This is a genomic window from Lysinibacillus sp. NPDC096382 (assembly GCF_044762845.1).
GTDB lineage: Bacteria > Bacillota > Bacilli > Bacillales_A > Planococcaceae > Lysinibacillus.
Genome location: NZ_JBIWFC010000005.1, coordinates 195,609 through 216,946 on the forward strand (window position 1 = coordinate 195,609; position 21,338 = coordinate 216,946).

Genomic DNA, 21,338 nt, shown 5'->3' on the forward strand with positions numbered 1-21,338 from the left:
TTCAACTCCCTACTTCATTTTTTAAGGTATCACCAATAATCTTAATACCACGCACAATATCCTCTTCTTTTAGCCGAGAAAACCCTAATCGAAATGTGTTACTGCCCTCACCATTGCTGTAAAAAACGTCACCAGGATAAAAAACAACTCTCCTTTGATAGCACTTCTTCAATAGTGTACGAGCATTCATTCCTTCTTCTAACTCAATAAAGAGATGAAGTCCTCCATCTCCTGTCATTCTTTTAAAAGGAATGTATTGATGGCAAGCTTGACGGGCTAATTCATACTTTTTCTTATATACAAACTTAGCCTTTTTTAAATATTTTTCAAAATAACCATCCTGTAAATATTGATAAAGCACAGCCTGATCTAGTGTCGATGTATGAATAGTACGTGCTCTTTTCATACTTTCTAAACAGTGGATGAGTTCCTTATCAGCTAATATCCACCCAACACGTAAGCCTGGAAAAAGAATTTTAGAAAAGCTACTAATATAAATAACATTGTTGCCCTCACCGATAAAAGTCATTAGCGGTGCTAAATGCGAGCCCGAATAACGTAATTCCTCATTAAAACCATCCTCCACAATTGGAATTTGATATTGTGAAAAAAGCCTAATAATTTCAGCTCTTTTTTCAGAAGATGTCACAATACCTGTCGGATTATGATAGGACGGGATTAAGTAGGCAAAATCAAATTCCTTTTCCGATAAGCTTTTCTTAACTTGTTCAATATCGATACCGTCATCCTTCATGTCGATTCCGTGTATGTCAAATCCGTGTAAACGAAAAAGCTTTAATGCCGCATGGTGAGTAGGGTTTTCGCAAATAACACGTCCAGATTTTTTCGCTAAGGAAGATAATAAAATATCTAAGCCCTCGGTAAAGCCATTCGTAATCAAAATATCCTTATTCGAAATATCTACACCCTTCATTTCCATATAGTGAAGAAGGTACTCGATTAAAGGTTTATAGCCCTTTGCATACCCGTAATTCAAAACGATATCTCCTTCAAGGGACATCCGAGTCAGAAAAGCTCTTTTAAAATTTTCAACATCAAAAAGCTTTTCATCGGGAGAAACACTATGGAAGGAAATCATTCCTTTTTCCCAATGAATATCTTGCTTCATTAAATCTAGCTCATCAGCCAACAAGGTAACGTTATTCAGTCTCTCCTTCCAATTAAATTCGACAGATGCAGCTTTCAACGTTTCGACTTTCCCTACAAAATTACCTTTTCCTTTCACTGCATAGATCATGCCCTCTTGCTCTAAATCTGCATATGCATTCAGTACCGTATTTCTACTGATCGATAATAATTTACTAAGTTCACGGGTAGATGGAAGCTTTTGATTCTCCAGCAAGTGTCCCTTCATAATCATTTCTTTTAAATAGTCTTTTAATTGACTATAAACCGGACGATTACCTATAAGCTTAAAATCATTAAACACTTCCTTGACCTCCTTGCTTTATTTTTGCATAACTGTTTCTAACTCAAAAGGTCCACAGTATAGGGATTTTCCCTTCCTTGTGGTATGGTCTGATTCAGAAAAATGCAACCCTTTAAAACGAAGAATTGCACCTATAAAAGGCTAATAAAAATACATTTTGAAGTCCTTTCTATCAGCTCGTTCTTTAAGAATTATCGTATTTATTTCCCGGGAATAATTGAAAGGAGCTAGCCTCTCTTACCTCCTCCTATTCCTTTTAAATAAACCTACTAAAAATCCTTCTAGACCGAAATATTGATGTTCATTAGATAGGGCTTTCATTTTCCGTATTTCTATTTCTTCTAATGATTGAAATATTTCTTTCAGTTGATTTTCGGTATATCCTAATCCGCCTTCTAAGCTACGTTTTATATATACTTCTTCATCCGAGATGGCTGAACCACCATATGTACCATGTTCCTCAAATGAGCATAAAGCAAAGTAACCATTAGGCTTTAATAATGTATGAATCAATTCAATATACGTCACACGACGATGAGGTGCTATATGATGAAAACAACCTGAATCATAAATAAAATCAAAGCTCTCTTCTTGTAGATTCAGTTCAAAAATATTAGCGCAAATGAAATCTACATTTACGTCTGCTTCATCAATCCTTTTTTGCGCCCATTGCAATGCATGATCCGATAAGTCGACACCAACAACTGAACAGCCTTGTTTTGCTAAGTAAATAGCATTCCGTCCTGCGCCACAACCTAACTCTAAAACTCTATTTGGTCGAATCACCTTTTTTTCAACATAGCTTACTAGATTTTCATCAGGTTTATTAACAAAAAAAGGTACCGTTTTAAATGTTTGATCATAAAACCCATCCCAAAACCCTTGCGGTTCACGTAATAAATTATCTAATAATCTTAGCAATTGTTCATTTGATTTGATTTGCATTTTACGCCTCCATTTTGCATCTATCCAAAAACTAAATATTCTATATTTTCATTATATGGGATAACCCTCCAAGGATGTTAGCCATCTTTCTTCCGAATATAGATAACTATCTCTCCTTCTATTAGTTTTGACACTTCCTAATGTTCATTGAAATACAAAATGTTACACTTGAAATGGCTAGTATTTTTCACGCTACTTATCGTAAATGGCTCACCGTACGTCAACAAAAACATTACCCCCAAAAGGACTAAACGGCTTAAGCCCATAATTATTTCCACTGTCTGCTTGTAAGGGAGCAATTCATATTTGGTTCCTGAATAGCAAAGGAAGGAGTTATCTAATGAACTTAAATCTCAAAGCATTGTTTTCTACTTACCATCATTATCGAACAAAGCCAACTGAATTAATGTATGACTTTTTTTATTTCTACCATCGACAAGCAAATGAATGGTTTTCTGTTTCAAAGCAAGAGATTTCACAGCGTGACTACCAATGGCTCACTGTTTTTTATACCGAAATCACTTCTACAATATCTCAACCATCAGAAATTTGGTATGAATTTTTATATTTAAACGGTGACATACCATCTAAACTATCATTTAGCAAAGCTCGCGTTATTCAGCTCATCTTTTTAAATGATAATCCTCCTGCTGAAGAGTTAAAAGAAGCTACTTTAAATTTCTTTCAGCAAGATACGGTAGTACTTCAGGTTGCCACAAATCGCTTTCTATTAATTGAGGCTATGGATCATTCGATTAATAAAAAGGAAGATTTCATTGCACTTATTCGCACAATTGAAACAGATTTTTTCGTTCAAATTCATTTGTATCAAGGCGAAACTTATGAAATAAATAAGCAATTCCCAAGTAAGTTCCAACGGGAAGCTCAATGGTTTGAGGAATGCTTACATTATAAAAATGCTGAACAGTTTTATTCATTTGAAACGATATTCCCTGTTTTAATAACGCAACAAATGCCTGCTTCCATATTGAAATTTACAGAAGAACAAATCTTAATACCTTTGCAGTCTGATATGGAGTTGCTTGATACAGTCAAGACATTTTACGAATGTGGGTTAAATATTTCTTTGACATCAAAGAAACTACATATTCATCGTAATACGCTTAATTACCGTTTAGCAAAATTTCAAGAAACAACAAATATTTCTACAAAAAATCTAGACGGTGCTATACTCGTCTATATTGCTAGCTTTCTTCGATCAAAATTACAAAATGCACAAAAATAATAACTGAAAATTATGCATTTTAAATATTTAGTTTTCCCCTACACTTTTTATACACTAAAAAAAACAAACAAAGGGGCTTATAAACATGGAAAAAATCATACTTAAAAATATTATTAAAACATATGATGGCGGTGTAACAGCTGTATCTGACTTTAATTTAGCAATTCAAGATCAGGAGTTTATTGCACTTGTTGGGCCTTCCGGTTGTGGGAAATCGACAACATTACGAATGATTGCTGGCTTAGAAGAAATTTCGTCTGGAGATTTTTTAATAGATGGCAAGAAAATGAACAATGTACCTTCTAAGGATCGAGATATTGCGATGGTTTTCCAAAACTACGCACTCTATCCACATATGACAGTATACGATAATATGGCATTTGGCTTAAAGCTTCGCAAGTTTTCTAAGCAGGAAATAAAAGAGCGTGTTCACAATGCAGCTGCAATTCTCGATTTAGAAAAGTATTTAGATCGCAAGCCGAAAGCTCTATCAGGTGGCCAGCGTCAACGTGTAGCACTCGGTCGAGCAATCGTCCGCGATGCAAATATTTTCTTAATGGACGAGCCTCTGTCCAATTTAGATGCAAAGCTTCGCGTACAAATGCGCGCTGAAATTACAAAGCTTCACCAACGATTAAAAACGACTACTATTTATGTAACACACGATCAAACAGAAGCGATGACAATGGCCACTCGTCTCGTTGTAATGAAGGATGGTATAGTTCAACAAATCGGTACACCTGAAGAAGTATATGGAACACCAGAGAACAAATTTGTTGGTGGTTTTATCGGCTCACCATCGATGAACTTCTTTAAAGGCGTATTCCAAGAAAACGGGATTCAGATTGATAATATTACACTAACTATTCCAGCAGAAAAAAGTAAATTATTAAAAGAACGAGGTTATTTACAAAAAGAACTGTTTCTTGGCATTCGACCAGAGCATATTTATGAAAAATCTTCTGTAAATCTCGAACCGTTCTTCACAGCTGTTGACGCGAATATTGAAGTATCAGAATTAACAGGTGCTGAGCTGATGTTACATGCCCAATTAAATGGTCAGCCTTATATCGCGCGGGTGAATTCCGATACCAAATTTACGCAAGGTCAAGTCGCGCATCTACTATTTGACATGTCTCGCGTTCATTTCTTTGACTTAGAAACAGAGCAACGCATACGCTAAGGTTAAAGCATCCGGCGGATATCACGGGATCGGAAAGGTGTTCAAATTGGATGTTAGCCTAAAATCATCGCATCTATGCGATAACGGCTAACTTACCTGCATCGATACAAATGTCACATTCTGGGCATTACTGGAATGACCGATATCGTGTCGGCCATCCTGTTGCTGCTGCTACGTTAGCACTGTGTTTCGCACAAAAAACATCTGCAGGCCTAAGCACAAAGTCGATTCCGGATGCAAGTATACCGAGGCATACTTGATAAATCCGCTTCCCTCCCTGGGGAAACCTACGTAAATTTTACCTTCGTATCCTTTAAAATTATTAATAGAAAAAGGCAGTAAACAAACGTTCATTTGTTTACTGCCTTTTGTTATTTTATCGCTGCTCCGTAAAGACCCGCTTCACCTTTATGAATGCTGCTTTCAATGATTTGTTCTTTCCCTGCAAAAGGTGTCCCTACAAAACGCTGCTGAATCGCTGCTTTAATATAGTCAATGATTTTAGGATGATGATTAAAAAAGCCTCCTCCTAAAACGATACAATGTGGATCAAGCAGTAATATTATTTGCTGCAACTGTTTCTCTATCGATTGGACTAATGGCTCCAAAATCTTATCGACGATAGAATTCCCATTATAATAAAGTTCCATCATATCCTTCAATACTATCTCAGAATCACCGAGTAACTTTCTCCCTAATGTTTCAATTGCCGGGCCAGCAACATTCTCTTCTAGTGTAGTTCCGTCATTATCGACAATACTAAAGCCAATTTCACCAGCTAATCCGGTTCCCCTTAAAAATTCACTATTGACAACCGTACAGCAAGAAATACCGGTGCTTAATGTAACATAGACCATTGTTTCTTTGGAGAACTTTCTAGCTCGATATTCTCCCCATGTTGCTATATACACATCGTTGTCAATTTTAATATGCGCATGTGGGAACACTTCAGTTAAACGCGTACAAATCGGAAAGTTCTCCCAAGGTATATTATTTTGATAAACCGCGATACCTTTTTCAATATCAACGATACCAGGCACACCAATAGATACCTTTAAAATTTCATTAAAAGTAACTTCCTTTTCTGCACATAGCTTTGCAAAGCTATCAATCAAACAAGCAAATAAAGTTTCTCGATTTGTGTTATCACTAGCCACTTCTTTTGTGCTCAATAATTGCTGATTTATATCGAACAAAGCCGCTGCTAATTTTGTTCCACCTACGTCTGCTGCTAAAATGTAACTCATTTTTTCACCGCCAATTTTCTTATCCCGCATTAACTACCAGTAGTGTCCGATTGAATCGGGACAACAGGGTGTTCATTACACAGTAACTTTTACCTCTTTATTATTCACTGAGTGAAGTGTTTCATTTTTTAAAGGCTTACGACTTGCGTTAAATTACGTGGTTTATCTGGATCATAGCCTTTGAATATTGCACGTTGATACGCTAACAATTGGAAATATGGAACTACTTCAACAAGGCGATTCAAGTCATCTATTTCTTCTGAAAGTCTAATGATTAAATCTGCTACCAAGTCTGCTGAAGCTATACCAATTACACCAACAAAACCACCAAGCTTTTGAATATCCTTTATTAATGCTTGATCGAAGTCCTTCGTTTCTTTTTGTGTAAATAAAATAACGACAGTCTCTTTATCCACAATAGAAATTGGACCGTGGCGGAATTCTAAATTCGAATAGCTTTCACATTCTGTTTGTGTCATTTCCTTTAGCTTTAATGTCGCTTCTTTAGCTAACCCGTTATAAGCACCTGACCCTAAGAAAATAAAACGTTTTTTCGTTAAATCCTCTGTCACTTGCTTTAACTGCTCTCCATTGCCTAATGCTATTTTAACAAGTGCAGGAATTTTTTCTAATTGGTTCATCAATTCAACACGTTGACTAATCTTGGCCGCGTATAGTTGCAGAGCATATAACATATTAGAAAATGATTGCGTCATGACAACACTTTTCTCTGAAATATCGTTTAAGGCAATCACTTCATCTGCTACTTCAGCCATTGGTGTATCACCATTACACGTAACTGCCATTGTACGTATATTCTCTGCTCCGTTCAAATGCTCCAATGCCATAATAATTTCAGAAGTTGTTCCTGAGCGTGAAATACCGATAATATTATACTTTTTATTTGATAGAATGTGGGTATCCGTGTGTAAAAATAGCTCAGATGCTGGGACTGCTACTGCTACTTCCCCTGTAGCCGATTGGTAATAACGTGCAGCTGCAATAGCTAAATAATATGATGTCCCACATCCTGTGAAAAGAGCTATGTCAACAGCATCTTCATTGAATGTAAGCGACTGAACAATCTCTTTTGTTTTACCTAATTGTTGAGCTTGTTTCATAATCTCATTATACGTGTGCATAAATAAAACCCCTATCTCTCTTTAATTTTAGTTATTTGTAGCTCTTTTATGAGACTTTGAACAGTCTCCTTTTGTACTTTCGCAATTTCTTTTTCGCCTGCATTTGCAGAGCCACATGCAACAGCCCATTTATATGCCTCCGTACAGTCCACACCTTCTGAAAGCTTATAGACAAGGCCTCCTAAAAACGCATCACCGCTACCAACTGTATTTATAACATTAATTTTCGGTGCATTTACTTGGTAAACCCCTGAACGATTAACAAATAAAGCACCTTTTTCGCCCAACGAAAAACATACATGCTCAATTCCTAAATCCTGTATTTTTTCACCAGCTTGAATTAAGTCGTCTTGCGCTACAACCTGTTTCCCGATTAATGGAACAATTTCATCCTCATTAGGTTTAATGATAAAAGGTATTGCTTCAACGCCTTGCTTCAAAGCTTCTCCGCTCGTATCGAGAGCAACCCGAACACCTTTTTGTTTTAATAATCGAATAATCATTGCATAAGCAGCCATCGGTATACCCTTAGGTAGACTTCCTGAGAGCACGAAATATTCAGAACACTCCGCTTGAGTTTTAATCCATTTCAGCATTTCTTGCCATTCATGCTCGTAAATCGTTGGCCCGTCTTCTAAAAGCTCGGTCATTTCCTTCGTTTGCTTATTTGAAACGGTTAGACAAATTCGACTTTCGCCCTCTATTTGAATAAACCCTGTTTGCATGTTCTCTTCCTTTAAAAGTGCCTTTATTTTTTCCCCATTTAGTCCGCCAACGAAACCACCAATGAACACTTCACCACCCAGCGTTTGAATGACACGCGCGACATTAATGCCTTTTCCTCCACCTTGCTGCAGTTTCTGCAATACTCGATTTGTCTTACCAAGCATTAAAGAATTCATTTCATATACTTGATCAATGGCTGCATTTAAAGTTATCGTCGTAATCATTTTTGTAGCATCACAATCTTTTGCTCTACTAACTCAATTAATGCCTCTCGTGCAGGAAGAAAATACTTTCTTGGATCATTTTCTGTCGGATTTTCTATAAAGAAGGCTCTTAATTGCTCGGCAAATAAATCTTTTAGCTCTGTTGAAAAATTCACTTTCGCAATACCGTAATTTACAGATTTACGTACGCTTTCTTCTGGTACACCTGATGCACCGTGCATTACTAATGGCACATTTGTAGCACGATGAATTTCCTGCAGTAGTTCGAATTGTAGCTGTGGTTCTTGTTTATACTTACCGTGTGCTGTGCCAAAAGCTGGCGCGAACGATTGGATACCTGTTTCTTTCACAAAGCGTTCAGCTAATTTAGGATCAGTGAACAAGGCCATTTTCTCGTCAACCGTTACATCATCTTCTACACCACCAATTGTTCCAAGCTCTGCTTCGACAGGCACATTAATTGCACTTGCAGCATCTACAACTCTTTTCACAAGATTAATATTGTCCTCAAAGGGTAACGTAGAACCATCAATCATCACCGACGTATAGCCTGCTCGTAAACATTCCATTACAACTTTATAGGACTCACCGTGATCCAAATGTAGGGCTACTGGTACTTTTGCTTGTTCAGCGGCTGTTTTAGCAAGCGCCATCATATAATGCATTTCTACATATTTATAAGTGCTTGAAGTTGTTTGTAAAATAACAGGTACACCTACCTTCTCTGCTCCTGTAATAACCGCTTTAATAATTTCCAAATTATGCGCTCCGAAAGCTCCAATTGCATAATTATTTCTATAAGCGTCTTCTAACATTTCATTCGTCGTCACTAATGGCATAATCGAGTTCCTCCCTCAATGGGTTGTTGGTATAATTTATAGTATGAAAATTCTGATAACTGATGAGGCATTATTAAAAAGCAATTATGTCAATGAGTTTAAGATGTCTATACAGTAGGAACTCACCGACAAAACAAATGGATGGATTTCCGTTCTGACTGAGCACTTTCCAGAGGTGTCCGATTAGCAGTTTGGGCCAAAAGGATGTTGGTCACGAAGCCGTTATCACAGGACACGATACTTTTAGCCTTTGCTCCTCTATAAGTTTATTGCAAGATCATCTTTATGATTGCAAAGGAGTCGCTCAGTCTTGCACGCCAATCAAACACTACACTTAGCATGATACTCCATTTTTATAACGATAAACGGAACTCTTCACGTCTGTGCGAAAGCAAAGTGTCAGAAGCAACGTAAGCAGAAAAAGCACTCGACCCTCAGTAAGTAGTCAGAGAAACAGAAATCACCCACATTTAAAATGCCAACATTCACAAAGATTACTTTACCTTGGCCATTTTATTCTTTAATATTTTGAAACTCATAGATAGTAACTATGAATTTAGTTTAATTCTGTATAAAACCGGCAGCGATCGCCTCTTACTATTGAAATGCAAAATTCGACTGGTTTTCCTGAAGTATCAAATGCAGTACGTTCTAGTAATAAAGCAGGTTTTCCTGCCTCCGTTTTCAATAAATGTGCCTCATCTCTACTAATAAGAACAGGCTCGAAAGCTTCTTTTGCCCTCACAACGATAATGTCAAAACGTTGTGCTAATAAGCTATACAGGGAAGAGGAACTAACCTCATGTAATATTTCACTATCCTTGATGATACTTTTTGGTAAAAATGATGATTCTAAAACAATTGGTTCATTATCTGCAAAACGTAAGCGCTTCATTTCAATGACTCGTTCATCTTCACCTAATTCAAGACTGTGCCGGACCTTTGTTGAAGGGAATACTTCCTGAATCTCAAGCACTTCATCTCTTGGGTTTAGACCTTTTTCTTGAAGCACACGACTAAAACTATAAAAACCACCAAGCGATTGTTCAAACCTTGGCTTCGCAACAAAAGTTCCTTTCCCTTGAATACGGTATAGTTTTCCTTCTTGTACTAATTCTTCAATTGCTTTCTTTGCAGTATTTCGACTGACGCGAAACATCTCCATCAATTGATTTTCAGAATCAATTTTATCCTCTGGCTTCCACTCACCCGATTGAATCTTAGCAGATAATCTTTGTTTCAATTGATGATATAGCGGGATTACACTAGCTTGATCTAACGGTTTCATCTTCTACTCATCCTTCTCCTAGGTTTTGTTATCAATATATCATCTAATCAAAAGGATGCCTATCGATATATCAATTCTTTTCAAAGGCAAGATTCCCTAAGCAAAAGGTTTTCTCTATTTCCCCCTCAGCATTAAGCCAAATAACATCTGCATCTTTCCCTACAGCAAGAGAGCCTTTACGATTGGAAACTCCTAAATGGATTGCTTGATTTAGAGAAACAAGACGAACTTGTTCGATTAGTGAAAGTGTCAGCCACTCTTCTATGTTTTTTCTTGCTGTATTCATAGTCAAAACACTTCCTGCTAAGGAGCCTGTTTTACGTTGAATACAGCGATTATCAAACACTTCTACTTCTTCGCCACCTAATGTATAAATACCGTCTGGCATTCCCTTTGCACGCATACCATCAGTAATGACAAGCATGCGATTCAAACCTTTCATTTTACGAACCATCAACAGCAAATCTTTATGAAAATGTATATTGTCTGGAATTAGTTCAACATAGACATCATCTTCTAATAGCACTGCCCCTACAACACCTGGATCGCGATGATGAATGCCTCTCATTCCATTAAATAGATGGGTTGCATGTGTAATACCAGCTCTTATGGCACCGATAGTCGTATCATAATTAGCATCGGAGTGACCAATAGATGCAATCACATCTTTACTTTTCAATGCCCGAAGTAATTCAAAATTCACATCTTCCTCTGGTGCAAATGTGACCAGGCGAATTAATTGATTTGACTTGTCATATAAATCATTAAATTGCCTAGCATTTGGTTTTAAGATGGATTCCTCTGGCTGCGCTCCCTTTTTTAAGCGATTAATAAATGGACCTTCCAGGTGAATTCCTAACATTTCAGCTACCGCAGTAGGCTGTTCTTTGTTATAAAACGTAAGTGCTTCGATAGCAGCTTCAATTTCTGACATAGGGCTTGTCGTCGTTGTTGCTAAAAAGGCTGTTACACCTTCGCTTGCTAAATATTTTGCGATTTTTGCATAATTAGCTGGGGCGCCATCCATAAAGTCATGCCCTAAAGCACCATGTACATGTATATCAATCATCCCAGGGATAATATAGCCTTGTTGCTGACAATCAATAATATTGCCAGAAGATGTTAACGGAGGGCAATTATTCATTTCATCAATTACTGCAATTTTCCCGTCAACCATTTGTAAAAAACCATTCGTTAAAATGCCATCTTCCATGACAATATTGGCATGAATGATCCATGTTTTGTTCATGAAATCACCCCTTCATTGGGATAATGTTCTGCTTTTATATGTGCTTCAGCTTCCGTTTTCTTTTTGAAAATATGCGATGACATCCAAGATAAAAATAAAGCTGTTAAACTAACGCCGAAAAACGGCAATAATCCTGGAATCCAACTAAAAATGCGATATAATATGGCAATCCCTACAATAGAACCAATCATTTGAAGTGGATATGCTACGCTAAATAATATCGAAACAGCAAAGTAACGGATGGGTGGTAGCTCATAATGAGCGTATATTTGAAAAATATTCAATACCATAATGCAAAATAAACTACTAATCGTCACAAATAAGGTAAGCAATAGTAAACCTGTCACCCCATGAAACGATGAAATTATTTGGAAATTAATTGTTAAAAAGTAGCCGATACCTAAAATGATAATGCCTATTTTATTCGATGAAATAAACTCTATTTTATATGTCTTCCAATATGTTTTGGCAAGTAGTTTTAAATCGTCCTCCCCTTGCAACCTTTTACGTAATGTTGTAAACATCGCAACAGTTGCGGGAGTAATTCCGAATAAAACAAGTCCAAGTAAGGTTAAGCCAATCCACATTAACTGTAACACTGCCAACAATGTTATTAACTCAACTGTCCAGTATAATTTCCCTTTCCATCCTTCAAATTTCATTTACTTTGCCTCCCTACAATAGAAATCCATGCACGACTAAAGTCGCCGCGCATGTCTCATTCTTATCTCACATTAACTGGCAGTAAGGCATCCGCATAAAAAAGAATGAGTACGTTGAAGCACAACTGCCAGTAAATGTTCGATTAGTTCGAGACAATAGGTTGTTGGTCACACAAGCGTTTTCATAGGAAGTGAGCGTTTTAGCCCGTGTTCTTTTATCATTCATCGAGGTGACACCAACTGTATGAAGTTACACTTTATTTTTTTGTACGGTCATATGCTACTTGAGCTACTTCCATATATTTCTCTAAGCCCATCTTCTCAATTGTTTTCTTATAATCATCCCATTTGTCGAAGCTTGTCTTACCTGTAATAAAGCTTGCTGTCATCTCATCCACATATGTTTGAATGTCTGTTAAAATAGCTGACACTTGTTCATTTTCCTCTAATGTGAAGTTCAAGCCTGGAATAATGTCTTCACCTTTCAATGCATATGGCATTACTTGCTTAGCATTGTTAATTGAATTTTCTTTCGCTTCTGCCCCTTGGAAATACTTTTGTGTAACGATTCCAGGGTAGTAACCGCCTGGCCATGTTAGGTAGTCACTTATTGCTTGATCTAAGTTTTTACCATCAGGGTTGTTGGTAATGTTATCTACATACTTTACATTACCTGCTGCATCTTCCTCGTAAGTTACACCTTTAAAGCCCATGAAGAACATTTTTGTTCCCTCATCACCATATAAATGGTCAATCCAACGTACCATTGCTTCAGGATTTTTCGCTTTATCGGTTACAACAAACATTCCTAAATTACCAAGACCGTTAGACATAGCCGTATATTGACGATCTCCATTAGGGCCTTCTAATACAAGCGCACCTACATAACCATCTAATTTGAACAATTCTTGCGGATCTACTTCACTTAGCATACCGAAAGTTCCTTTACCCGCTTCAGCAGCGAATTTTTGAGGCTCTGTTGTAAATACATCTTTATTGATTAAATCTTCATTATATAGTTTATTTAAAAATTCAAGTAATTGTTTGTATTCGTCTGTTGTTGGAACGAAGCGGAATTCTTCAGTTCCTTCTTTAAAGTCTAAATTCGGATTCATCGTTCCTTGTTTGTTCAAGCCGAATGAACCCCTTAAATAATCAATAAATTGCTTAATTCCATAACCAGATCCCCAGCCTTGCTCGTCCTGTTGACCGTTACCGTTTGGATCGTTTTCTTTAAATGCTTTAAGCACTTTATATAAATCTTCTGTCGTTTCAGGTGATTTTAAGCTTAGTTTATCTAGCCATTGCTGGTTGATCCATGGTGCTCCTACACGAAGTGACTCAAACTTTGGATCATAGATTGTTGGAAAACCATAGATATTTCCATCTGCCATCGTAATACCTTGCTTTACAGTCGGGTATTCTTCTAAAAGCTTTTTGAAATTCGGCGCATATTTATCAATATAATCATTTAATGGTATGAATACGCCTTGCTGACCATACTTCAGTAAATCAGTTCTTGAGAATGCCGATGCAAAGAAGATTTCTGGATAGTTCCCTGCTGCTAAAAGTAAGTTCTTTTTATCTGCTAATACTTCGGTTTGAACGGTTGTCCAATTAATATGGATGTTAGACATTTTTTCGTATTCTTTCCATAGCATTAGGCTATTCCAATCTTGTGAAGCAAAAAACTTAGCTGCAAATCCATCTACTTCAATTTTTTCTTTAGCAATAGGCATCCCCGTAGCATTCACATTGTCGGCGTTGCCGCTTGTACTTGCTTTATTTTCTTTATTATCTGAACAAGCTCCTAAAATACTAGCTGCTAACATCATAGTTGCCATCAAACCATATACACGTTTCTTTTTCATCGCCATTTAAATCGCTCCTATTCTTAACCTTTTAATGAACCAATCATGACACCTTTTACAAAATATCTTTGTAAGAACGGATAAAGCATTAGCATTGGTAGATTGGCAATGATTAAAACAGCATACTTCAACCCTTCAACGCTAAGTTTTTGAGCTAGAAAGCTTTCTGAAGTTGCTTGAATCATATCATCGGCTTGTCCTTGAATTAAGATTTGTCTAAGTATAAGTTGGAGTGGAAACTTGCTTTGGTCTTGTAAATAAATTAAAGCTTGAAAATACGAGTTCCAATGTCCTACTGCATAGAATAAAACCATTACTGCCATAACAGGGAATGATAGCGGTAGTACAATACTCCATAAAATTCGAAAGTTTCCCGCTCCATCAATCGTTGCGGATTCCTCTAATTCATGAGGAATCGATTGGAAGAATGTCCGCATAATAATAATGTTCCATACAGCAACAGCATTCGGAATAATCATGACCCAAAATGTATTAATCATGCCTAAGTCACGAATTAATAAGTATGTTGGTATTAACCCTCCGCTGAAAAACATCGTGAATACCATAAATGCCATAATGAAACCTTTACCTTTCAAATCTCTACGTGAAAGAGGATAGGCAGCACAAATTGTCATCACAATATTCAATACCGTTCCGAAAAATGTGTACTTCAATGTATTGATAAAGCCATTAATAATATCTGGATTTTGAAATACCTTTTTGTATGCTTCAACAGTAAATTCCCTCGGCCATAACCACATATCACCCGAGATAACATACTGCGGATTACTTAATGAAGCACTTAATACAAAAAGCAATGGGTAAAGAACGATAATCGCAACAATTGCTAAGAAAATATAATTAAAGATTGTAAACGCTCGATCGCCTTTCGATTCTTTCAATTTCACCACTCCCTTACCATAGGCTTGTATCACTTACTTTTTTCGCTATTTGGTTTACCATAATGAGAAGGATAAAGTTAATGATAGAGTTGAATAAACCTACAGCCGCTGAAAAGCTATACTGCGCTTCTAAAATCCCACTTCGATAAACAAAGGTTGAAATGACGTCCGAAGTCGACATATTTAAATCATTTTGCAATAAAAATACTTTCTCAAATCCAATCGCCATAACTGATCCTACGTTCAAGATAAATAAGATAACAATTGTTGGCATAATCGCTGGGATGTTAATATGAATAATTCTCTGGAATTTTGAAGCCCCATCCATCATTGCTGCTTCATGCTGCGCTGGATCTACCGCCGATAAAGCTGCAATATATATAATGGAACTCCACCCCATTGTTTGCCATACGTCTGATAGTACATAGATTGACTTAAACCATGCTGGCTCTAAAATGAAATCAATCGGCGTACCACCAAACAACGTGATAATTTGGTTAATCATCCCGTCTGACTTTAAGAAAAGTAATAACATACCGACAACGACTACTGTTGATAAAAAATGCGGTGCATAAATAATTGTCTGTATAAACTTTTTAAAACGAAGACTTTTCACTTCATTTAACAGTAACGCAATAATAATCGGTACAGGGAAAGATACTAGTAGCGTAAATACACCAATACCAATTGTATTTTTAATTAATCTCCAAAAATAATAACTGTCAAAGAAGCGTTCAAAATGCTTAAAACCTACCCATGGACTACCAGTAATCCCCTTTGTAGCAATAAAGTCCTTAAAGGCAATTTGCAAACCGTACAACGGGTAATAATGGAAAATCAAAAAATAAAGGATCACAGGGACTAATAATAAATAAAGCTCCCAATTTTTTCTGATAGACTTCTTCCACTCTATCCAGTGATTCCTCTTTACTTTTGATTGCTTTTTGAACAAACGCTTTGTTTTAAATCGCTTTTCTTCAACAGTTGTTTCATCCAAAAGCGTCATACATACACCCCCTATTTATCAATGCTGTAGAATAGTAGATTCCTGTGAAATTTCAACAACTCTTCCCCCATTACGGAGCGATTCCGTTGCTGCACAGCCAACTGCTACGCTCATACGACCAGCAAATGGAGTTGTTAAAGGCTCTTTATTGTAAAGTATTAACTCTACGAAATCTTGCGCAATTTTAGGATCTGCTCCCCCATGGCTTCCTTCCTCGGGTTTCATTTCATAAACAACATCACTAAGCTCTTCCCAGGAATTAGATTTACGTGTCTTCAAATAAATTTTATTGTTCACATCATCATTTTCGATACGCCCTTTCGTACCGATAAATGTATAATTTCGTGAATAATCTGGGGTGAAGTGACATTGTAAATAGGAAGCTTTTATACCACCTTCTAATTCCATAATGAGCATGTTATTATCCTCAACATCAATTTCTTCTCGGAACGCACATTCCGTGAATGTATGTGGGACATATTCTGGACATGTTGTTTTCTGGTCACATGTTGGACATGTTAACGTATTTGGTTTATCTCCACCGTAATAATCTAAGCTACCAAATGCAGATACTTTCGTCGCATGTTTTCCAGAAATCCAATGAATCACATCTAAATCATGTGAGCCTTTTTGCAGCAACAGGGATGTTGTATTTTTGGAATTACCGTGCCAATCATGATAATAGAAGTAACCGCCAAAGCCAACAAAGTGGCGAACCCATATGGCTTTTAATTCTCCAATAGCGCCCGAATCGATTAAGCCTTTCATCGTTTGATACATACTCATATATCGCATATTAAAACCGACCATTAGATGCTTCCCTGATTTTTTCCATATATCTAAAATTCGATCGCAGCCCTCCACTGTAATCGCTAAAGGTTTTTCAGCATATACGTGCTTTCCTGCTTCTAAGCAAGTAATAATATGCTCTTCATGTAAATAATCCGGTGATAAAACTGCAATAGCATCAATATCGTCTCTTGTTAGTAATTCTTTATAATCCTTCGTTAAAAATAAAGGTGTTTCAAATTTTTCTTGAAATTTATCTAAACGTTCTTGAGAAATATCAGCTAAAGCAACAATTTCTGATTCCCCATCAGGCTTATGCCAGTATTGCGCTAAACCTCCTCTTAACCCAGCTCCGATTACTCCAATGCGTACTTTCTTCATTGATTTTCCCCCTCTAAAATCCTGCATTCTATTGTATTAAGTAAACGTTTACATTTAATACTGATTTTCCCAATCATCCACAACAACACAACTACATGTCAACACGTTGTAGGTACAAGTTAGATCAAAATAGTATAGCGAATATTCCAAAAATTACGATGAAATAAATATATAATTCTAACCATAAATATGTCAATACCCCAAATTTAGTCATAATCTCTTCTAGAAAAGTTGACTCATCCGAGAATACAGAAGATTCAATACATCTCTAAAAGCTCAACCCTCTCTGTAAAAAAAGATATAATTCCCTCGCAATAAACTAAAATTCCCACCTTATAATGGTAATATATAGATTATATAATATAGGTGCAGGAATATTACACCGTTTATTATAGGTTACATAATATTTATGGATATTTTCTCTAAATAAATCACACTAAACATAAGTTAAAGTGAAGCTTTAATTGGAGGGGGTTTTCTTCATCCTCCACCGATTATTAGTCTTCATCAATCTGGCTTTTACAGACGGTACCAGATACACTACCGTCCGTTAATGTAGGATTAAAACAGAAAGGAGTTACAACATGGAAGAAATCTTGACGATTACGAATTTGACGAAGAGTTATGGTAGTAAGGAAATATTAAAAGGGATCGACTTGCACGTCTCGCGAGGGGAAATAATTGGTTATATTGGCCCGAACGGTGCAGGTAAAAGTACCACTGTCAAAATCATTTTGGGGATCGAAGGTGATTACGGTGGAGAAATTAAGCTTTTCGGAGAGAATATCGGAAAAGACAGCATTGAATATAGACGGCGAATTGGCTATGTACCAGAAATAGCAGATGTTTACGATAATTTAACTGGTTACGAGTATTTAACCTTCATCGCCCAGCTTTATGGCCTTGAATTAGAAATCGCTGCGGATAAATCAAAATCCTTAATGGAATTGTTTGGTGTTGGTGAAGCGTATCATTCAAGGATATCTTCTTATTCAAAAGGGATGCGGCAAAAGCTATTAATTATCGCTAGCCTTATACATAATCCCGATTTGTTATTTTTAGATGAACCGATCAATGGCTTAGATGCGAATAGTGTGATGATCTTTAAAGAAATTTTGCTTCAACTGGCTGCCCAAGGAAAAACTATATTTTATTCCTCTCATATTATGGATGTTGTCGAAAAAATCAGTAGTCGCATCATCCTGCTGAATGATGGGAAAATCGCTGCCGATGGGACATTTGCCCAACTACAGGCAGACAATACCGAAGGAACTCTGGAAAAGATTTTCAACCAATTGACAGGCTTCCATGATCATCAGGAAATTGGTGAAAAATTCGTTTCTATTGTGCAAGAGGTATGATCATGAAAGATTTCAAAACTTTACAAGTGCTTGATAAGATACAATTTGTTTTTGTGAAAATGGGCGTCGATTACGAAATAATGAGAAAAATCCTCCATATTAAACTAACAATGGATGAACGTAAAGTACCGACAATATTTAACCAAGCATCAAATAAAAAAAACAAAGAGCAAAAGAATGGCTACATCAAGTCTTTATGGATTTATGTTTTAATGGGACTTATGCTAGTTCCTTTTATGGGGTTTGGTCAAAACTATCTTTTCCAAATGAGTATTGCTTATGCAATGATTATTTTTATTATCATGACAACATTGATTTCTGATTTTTCTTCGGTACTTTTGGATGTACGGGACAGAAGTATCCTATCAACTAAGCCTATCTCTGCTAAAACGATCAATGCGGCCAAGTTTATGCATATTTTCATTTACTTGACGTATTTAACTATTGCATTCACTGCCATTCCCCTTATGGTGGGCCTATATAATCAAGGGATTGTATTCTTTATTTTAACTGTGCTCTTACTAGTTTTAATTAATATTTTTATTGTTGTATTAACTGCTATTTTATATATTGCTATTTTAAGATTCTTTGATGGAGAAAAGCTGAAAGATATCATCAATTATGTACAAATCGGCTTATCATTAATGTTGATGATTGGCTATCAAGTTCTTATTAGATCCTTTGAATTCGTTAATTATGATATGGCGCTAGCATTTCATTGGTGGAGTATTTTTCTAATCCCTATGTGGTTTGCCGCTCCTTATGAACTACTACTAAACGGTGACAACTCTTTATTTACAGTGGTGTTCAGTATGTTTGCTGTCGTCATGCCAATCATCTCGATATGGCTTTATCTAAAACTGATTCCAACTTTTGAACGAAATCTGCAAAAACTATTAAACACAAGCAAATCGAAAAAAGATAAGAACAATCGACTTAAGACCCTTTTGTTAACAATCATTTGTAGAACAAATGAAGAAAGAGCTTTCTACCGCTTTGCTTCCCTTATGATGAAACAGGAGCGAGAGTTTAAACTGAAAGTATATCCATCTTTAGGGTTTTCTTTTGTCATTCCGTTTATTTTTATGTTTTCCTTTTCAAGGCACGAAGGTGTTGATTATGCCGTTAGCATGGGCTATTTAAATATTTATTTCAGCATGCTAATTATTCCTTCAGCTGTACTCATGCTTGGACATTCAGGAAAATATAAAGCAGCTTGGATCTATAAAGTCTTTCCAATCAAAGACTATACAAACTTGAAAAAAGGAAGCTTAAAAGCATTTTTGATGAAGTTGTACATTCCATTATATATTTTTCTAAGCATCATTTTCTGCTTCATTTTTGGTACGAGAATTATCTTAGATTTACTAATTGTTTTAGTAACAAGCTGCATGTACACCGCCATTTGTTACATCGGCATGGGAAGCAACATTCCTTTCACAAAGCCCTATAATGAAGTTGGCGATGCCCAAAGTTGGAAAACGCTTATATTGCTTATCCCATTAGGTGCTTTGGCGGGACTACATTACTTCCTGACTTCTCATACTACTTATGGGGCAATCATTTACTTAATCGTGCTTGTCATCACGAATTTCGTTCTATGGAAGCTTGCCTTTAAGCTTACGAAAACGGCTTGAGCCTGAGCTCAAGCCGTTTTATTTTAAAAAGCTTTTCTCTCATATATACGAATAGATAGTAGCCATGACCCAATAAATAAAATAATAACCGTAATGCTAGCTACAAAATACATTTGCGTTTCTTGTAAAGTCAAGAACTTTCGTGCTAATTCTCTTAATAGATCATTTATAGGAACTAGTAAACTAATTGTTAACATATAAATACCAAATAAAACACTTAAAGCAATCAATAAATATTGCGTTTTAAATTTATAGGAGATTGGAAACATGAATGATATAGCGACCATCACTAGACCAATAATAAGCAACATTTCTTTCCATATAAAAAGATCCCCTTTTCCATTTATGAGGAAATCCCCCACATAAATCATGAAGACAAATATCGTTGTAAATATCAGTGAACCTATATATTTTGAACTGACAATTTCCTTTCTCGTATATGGTAGAGAATTAAGCAGAATATTAGCATTGTCTTTTTCATCGTAGGCGAAAGCATTTAGTATAAATATTACACTATAAAGAAATCCCAAAAATAGTAGGGAGGGTACACCTGCCCATAAGTAGATTATTATAGTAGCAATGTAAAATAAAATTAATTTCTTTTGTATTAAAACATCCTTAAGTATAAGGTTAATCATCCAATTACCATCCTTTTTTCCTATATTACATACTATCTTTGAACTTAGGCTTCTTCACAATAACCGTATCTCCAAATATATTCACCACACGAATTTAACAGCTGTCTCCTTCACTCATCCTCTGAATACAATAGTGTGAGCATTTCTTTGAGCTCTGCTAAGCCAATATTCATTTCTTTAGCATTTTGGATGGCAATCAATAGATTTTCTTCGATTACCTTTACTTTTCTTTCTCTCATCATTTCCGTATTTTGCTCTGAAATGAACGAACCTTTCCCCACAATAGAATAAATAAATCCAGTTTTCTCTAGCTCTTCATAAGCGCGTTTTGTCGTAATAACGCTAATTTCTAAATCTTTTGCAAGCTGTCGCATAGACGGCAATGACTGCCCCTCTTGTAATTCACCTGATAAAATTAGCTTTTTGATTTGACTATAAATTTGCTCATAAATCGGTTCTTTTGAGCTGTTTGAAATAATAATTTGCATGCAAATACCTCTTCTTTATTTTTATATGATCAGCACAGAAGACGTTGGTTATTCTGTTAGCATG

At 36.2% G+C, this 21,338-nt stretch carries 19 protein-coding genes; 4 read left to right on the forward strand and 15 right to left on the reverse strand.

The window, feature by feature from the left end:
- Window position 1 precedes the first annotated feature (1 nt).
- Window positions 2–1,450, reverse strand: coding sequence for a MocR-like pyridoxine biosynthesis transcription factor PdxR (gene pdxR / locus ACIQZA_RS10260; protein WP_402881268.1), 1,449 nt, complete (start codon window positions 1,448–1,450; stop codon window positions 2–4).
- 237 nt (window positions 1,451–1,687) lie between these two features.
- Window positions 1,688–2,395: a class I SAM-dependent methyltransferase gene (locus ACIQZA_RS10265; protein WP_402881266.1), complete on the reverse strand. Its 708-nt coding sequence runs from the start codon at window positions 2,393–2,395 to the stop codon at window positions 1,688–1,690.
- A 340-nt stretch (window positions 2,396–2,735) separates the two neighbouring features.
- On the opposite strand from ACIQZA_RS10265, the gene ACIQZA_RS10270 reads away from it, so the two are divergent.
- Together ACIQZA_RS10270 and ACIQZA_RS10275 are read left to right on the forward strand one after the other, a co-directional pair.
- A complete protein-coding gene (locus tag ACIQZA_RS10270) occupies window positions 2,736–3,641 on the forward strand; it encodes a PucR family transcriptional regulator (protein ID WP_402881264.1) in 906 nt (301 codons plus the stop codon).
- 85 nt (window positions 3,642–3,726) lie between these two features.
- Entirely contained in the window at window positions 3,727–4,824 is a 1,098-nt protein-coding gene (locus tag ACIQZA_RS10275) for an ABC transporter ATP-binding protein (RefSeq protein WP_402881262.1), read from the forward strand.
- A gap of 371 nt (window positions 4,825–5,195) precedes the next feature.
- Here the strand turns inward: ACIQZA_RS10275 and ACIQZA_RS10280 are convergent, their stop codons facing one another.
- The 11 genes from ACIQZA_RS10280 to ACIQZA_RS10330 all read right to left on the reverse strand — a co-directional run bounded on the left by ACIQZA_RS10280 (window position 5,196) and on the right by ACIQZA_RS10330 (window position 17,150).
- Window positions 5,196–6,071 (reverse strand): ROK family protein, encoded by an 876-nt coding sequence (locus tag ACIQZA_RS10280; RefSeq protein WP_402881260.1) that lies wholly within the window; start codon window positions 6,069–6,071, stop codon window positions 5,196–5,198.
- A 128-nt stretch (window positions 6,072–6,199) separates the two neighbouring features.
- Complete coding sequence (locus ACIQZA_RS10285) at window positions 6,200–7,213, reverse strand: SIS domain-containing protein (protein ID WP_402881257.1); 1,014 nt, start codon at window positions 7,211–7,213, stop codon at window positions 6,200–6,202.
- An 11-nt stretch (window positions 7,214–7,224) separates the two neighbouring features.
- Complete coding sequence (pfkB, locus tag ACIQZA_RS10290) at window positions 7,225–8,163, reverse strand: 1-phosphofructokinase (protein WP_402881255.1); 939 nt, start codon at window positions 8,161–8,163, stop codon at window positions 7,225–7,227.
- Entirely contained in the window at window positions 8,160–9,002 is an 843-nt protein-coding gene (locus ACIQZA_RS10295; RefSeq protein WP_400940245.1) for a class II fructose-bisphosphate aldolase, read from the reverse strand. The genes pfkB and ACIQZA_RS10295 overlap by 4 nt, the downstream gene beginning before the upstream one ends.
- 556 nt (window positions 9,003–9,558) lie before the next feature.
- Window positions 9,559–10,290: a GntR family transcriptional regulator gene (locus ACIQZA_RS10300; protein ID WP_402881253.1), complete on the reverse strand. Its 732-nt coding sequence runs from the start codon at window positions 10,288–10,290 to the stop codon at window positions 9,559–9,561.
- A 70-nt stretch (window positions 10,291–10,360) separates the two neighbouring features.
- The gene (gene nagA / locus ACIQZA_RS10305; RefSeq protein WP_400940250.1) at window positions 10,361–11,539 is read right to left on the reverse strand and encodes an N-acetylglucosamine-6-phosphate deacetylase; all 1,179 of its coding nucleotides are present in this window, start codon (window positions 11,537–11,539) and stop codon (window positions 10,361–10,363) included.
- Window positions 11,536–12,201, reverse strand: a complete 666-nt coding sequence (locus ACIQZA_RS10310) for a YesL family protein (RefSeq protein WP_400940252.1) — start codon at window positions 12,199–12,201, stop codon at window positions 11,536–11,538. Before ACIQZA_RS10310 ends, nagA begins: the two co-directional genes overlap by 4 nt.
- A 257-nt stretch (window positions 12,202–12,458) precedes the next feature.
- Window positions 12,459–14,072 carry an extracellular solute-binding protein gene (locus ACIQZA_RS10315; protein WP_400940325.1) on the reverse strand — a complete coding sequence of 538 codons (1,614 nt, stop codon included), beginning with the start codon at window positions 14,070–14,072 and terminating at the stop codon, window positions 12,459–12,461.
- 23 nt (window positions 14,073–14,095) lie between these two features.
- Window positions 14,096–14,974 carry a carbohydrate ABC transporter permease gene (locus ACIQZA_RS10320; protein WP_400940255.1) on the reverse strand — a complete coding sequence of 293 codons (879 nt, stop codon included), beginning with the start codon at window positions 14,972–14,974 and terminating at the stop codon, window positions 14,096–14,098.
- A gap of 13 nt (window positions 14,975–14,987) precedes the next feature.
- Window positions 14,988–15,980 (reverse strand): ABC transporter permease, encoded by a 993-nt coding sequence (locus tag ACIQZA_RS10325; RefSeq protein ID WP_402881248.1) that lies wholly within the window; start codon window positions 15,978–15,980, stop codon window positions 14,988–14,990.
- 18 nt (window positions 15,981–15,998) lie between these two features.
- Window positions 15,999–17,150: a Gfo/Idh/MocA family protein gene (locus tag ACIQZA_RS10330; RefSeq protein ID WP_402881246.1), complete on the reverse strand. Its 1,152-nt coding sequence runs from the start codon at window positions 17,148–17,150 to the stop codon at window positions 15,999–16,001.
- Window positions 17,151–17,734: 584 nt separating this feature from the next.
- On the opposite strand from ACIQZA_RS10330, the gene ACIQZA_RS10335 reads away from it, so the two are divergent.
- Both ACIQZA_RS10335 and ACIQZA_RS10340 read left to right on the forward strand, forming a co-directional pair.
- Window positions 17,735–18,511, forward strand: coding sequence for an ABC transporter ATP-binding protein (locus ACIQZA_RS10335; protein ID WP_402881243.1), 777 nt, complete (start codon window positions 17,735–17,737; stop codon window positions 18,509–18,511).
- A gap of 2 nt (window positions 18,512–18,513) precedes the next feature.
- On the forward strand, window positions 18,514–20,148 hold the full coding sequence (locus ACIQZA_RS10340; RefSeq protein ID WP_402881240.1) for a hypothetical protein: 1,635 nt from the start codon (window positions 18,514–18,516) through the stop codon (window positions 20,146–20,148).
- Between the two features lie 23 nt (window positions 20,149–20,171).
- Here ACIQZA_RS10340 and ACIQZA_RS10345 read toward each other — a convergent pair whose 3' ends face one another.
- The gene (locus ACIQZA_RS10345) at window positions 20,172–20,786 is read right to left on the reverse strand and encodes an ABC-2 transporter permease (RefSeq protein ID WP_402881239.1); all 615 of its coding nucleotides are present in this window, start codon (window positions 20,784–20,786) and stop codon (window positions 20,172–20,174) included.
- A 110-nt stretch (window positions 20,787–20,896) separates the two neighbouring features.
- Window positions 20,897–21,274 carry a GntR family transcriptional regulator gene (locus ACIQZA_RS10350; RefSeq protein WP_402881237.1) on the reverse strand — a complete coding sequence of 126 codons (378 nt, stop codon included), beginning with the start codon at window positions 21,272–21,274 and terminating at the stop codon, window positions 20,897–20,899.
- Between the last annotated feature and the right edge of the window lie 64 nt (window positions 21,275–21,338).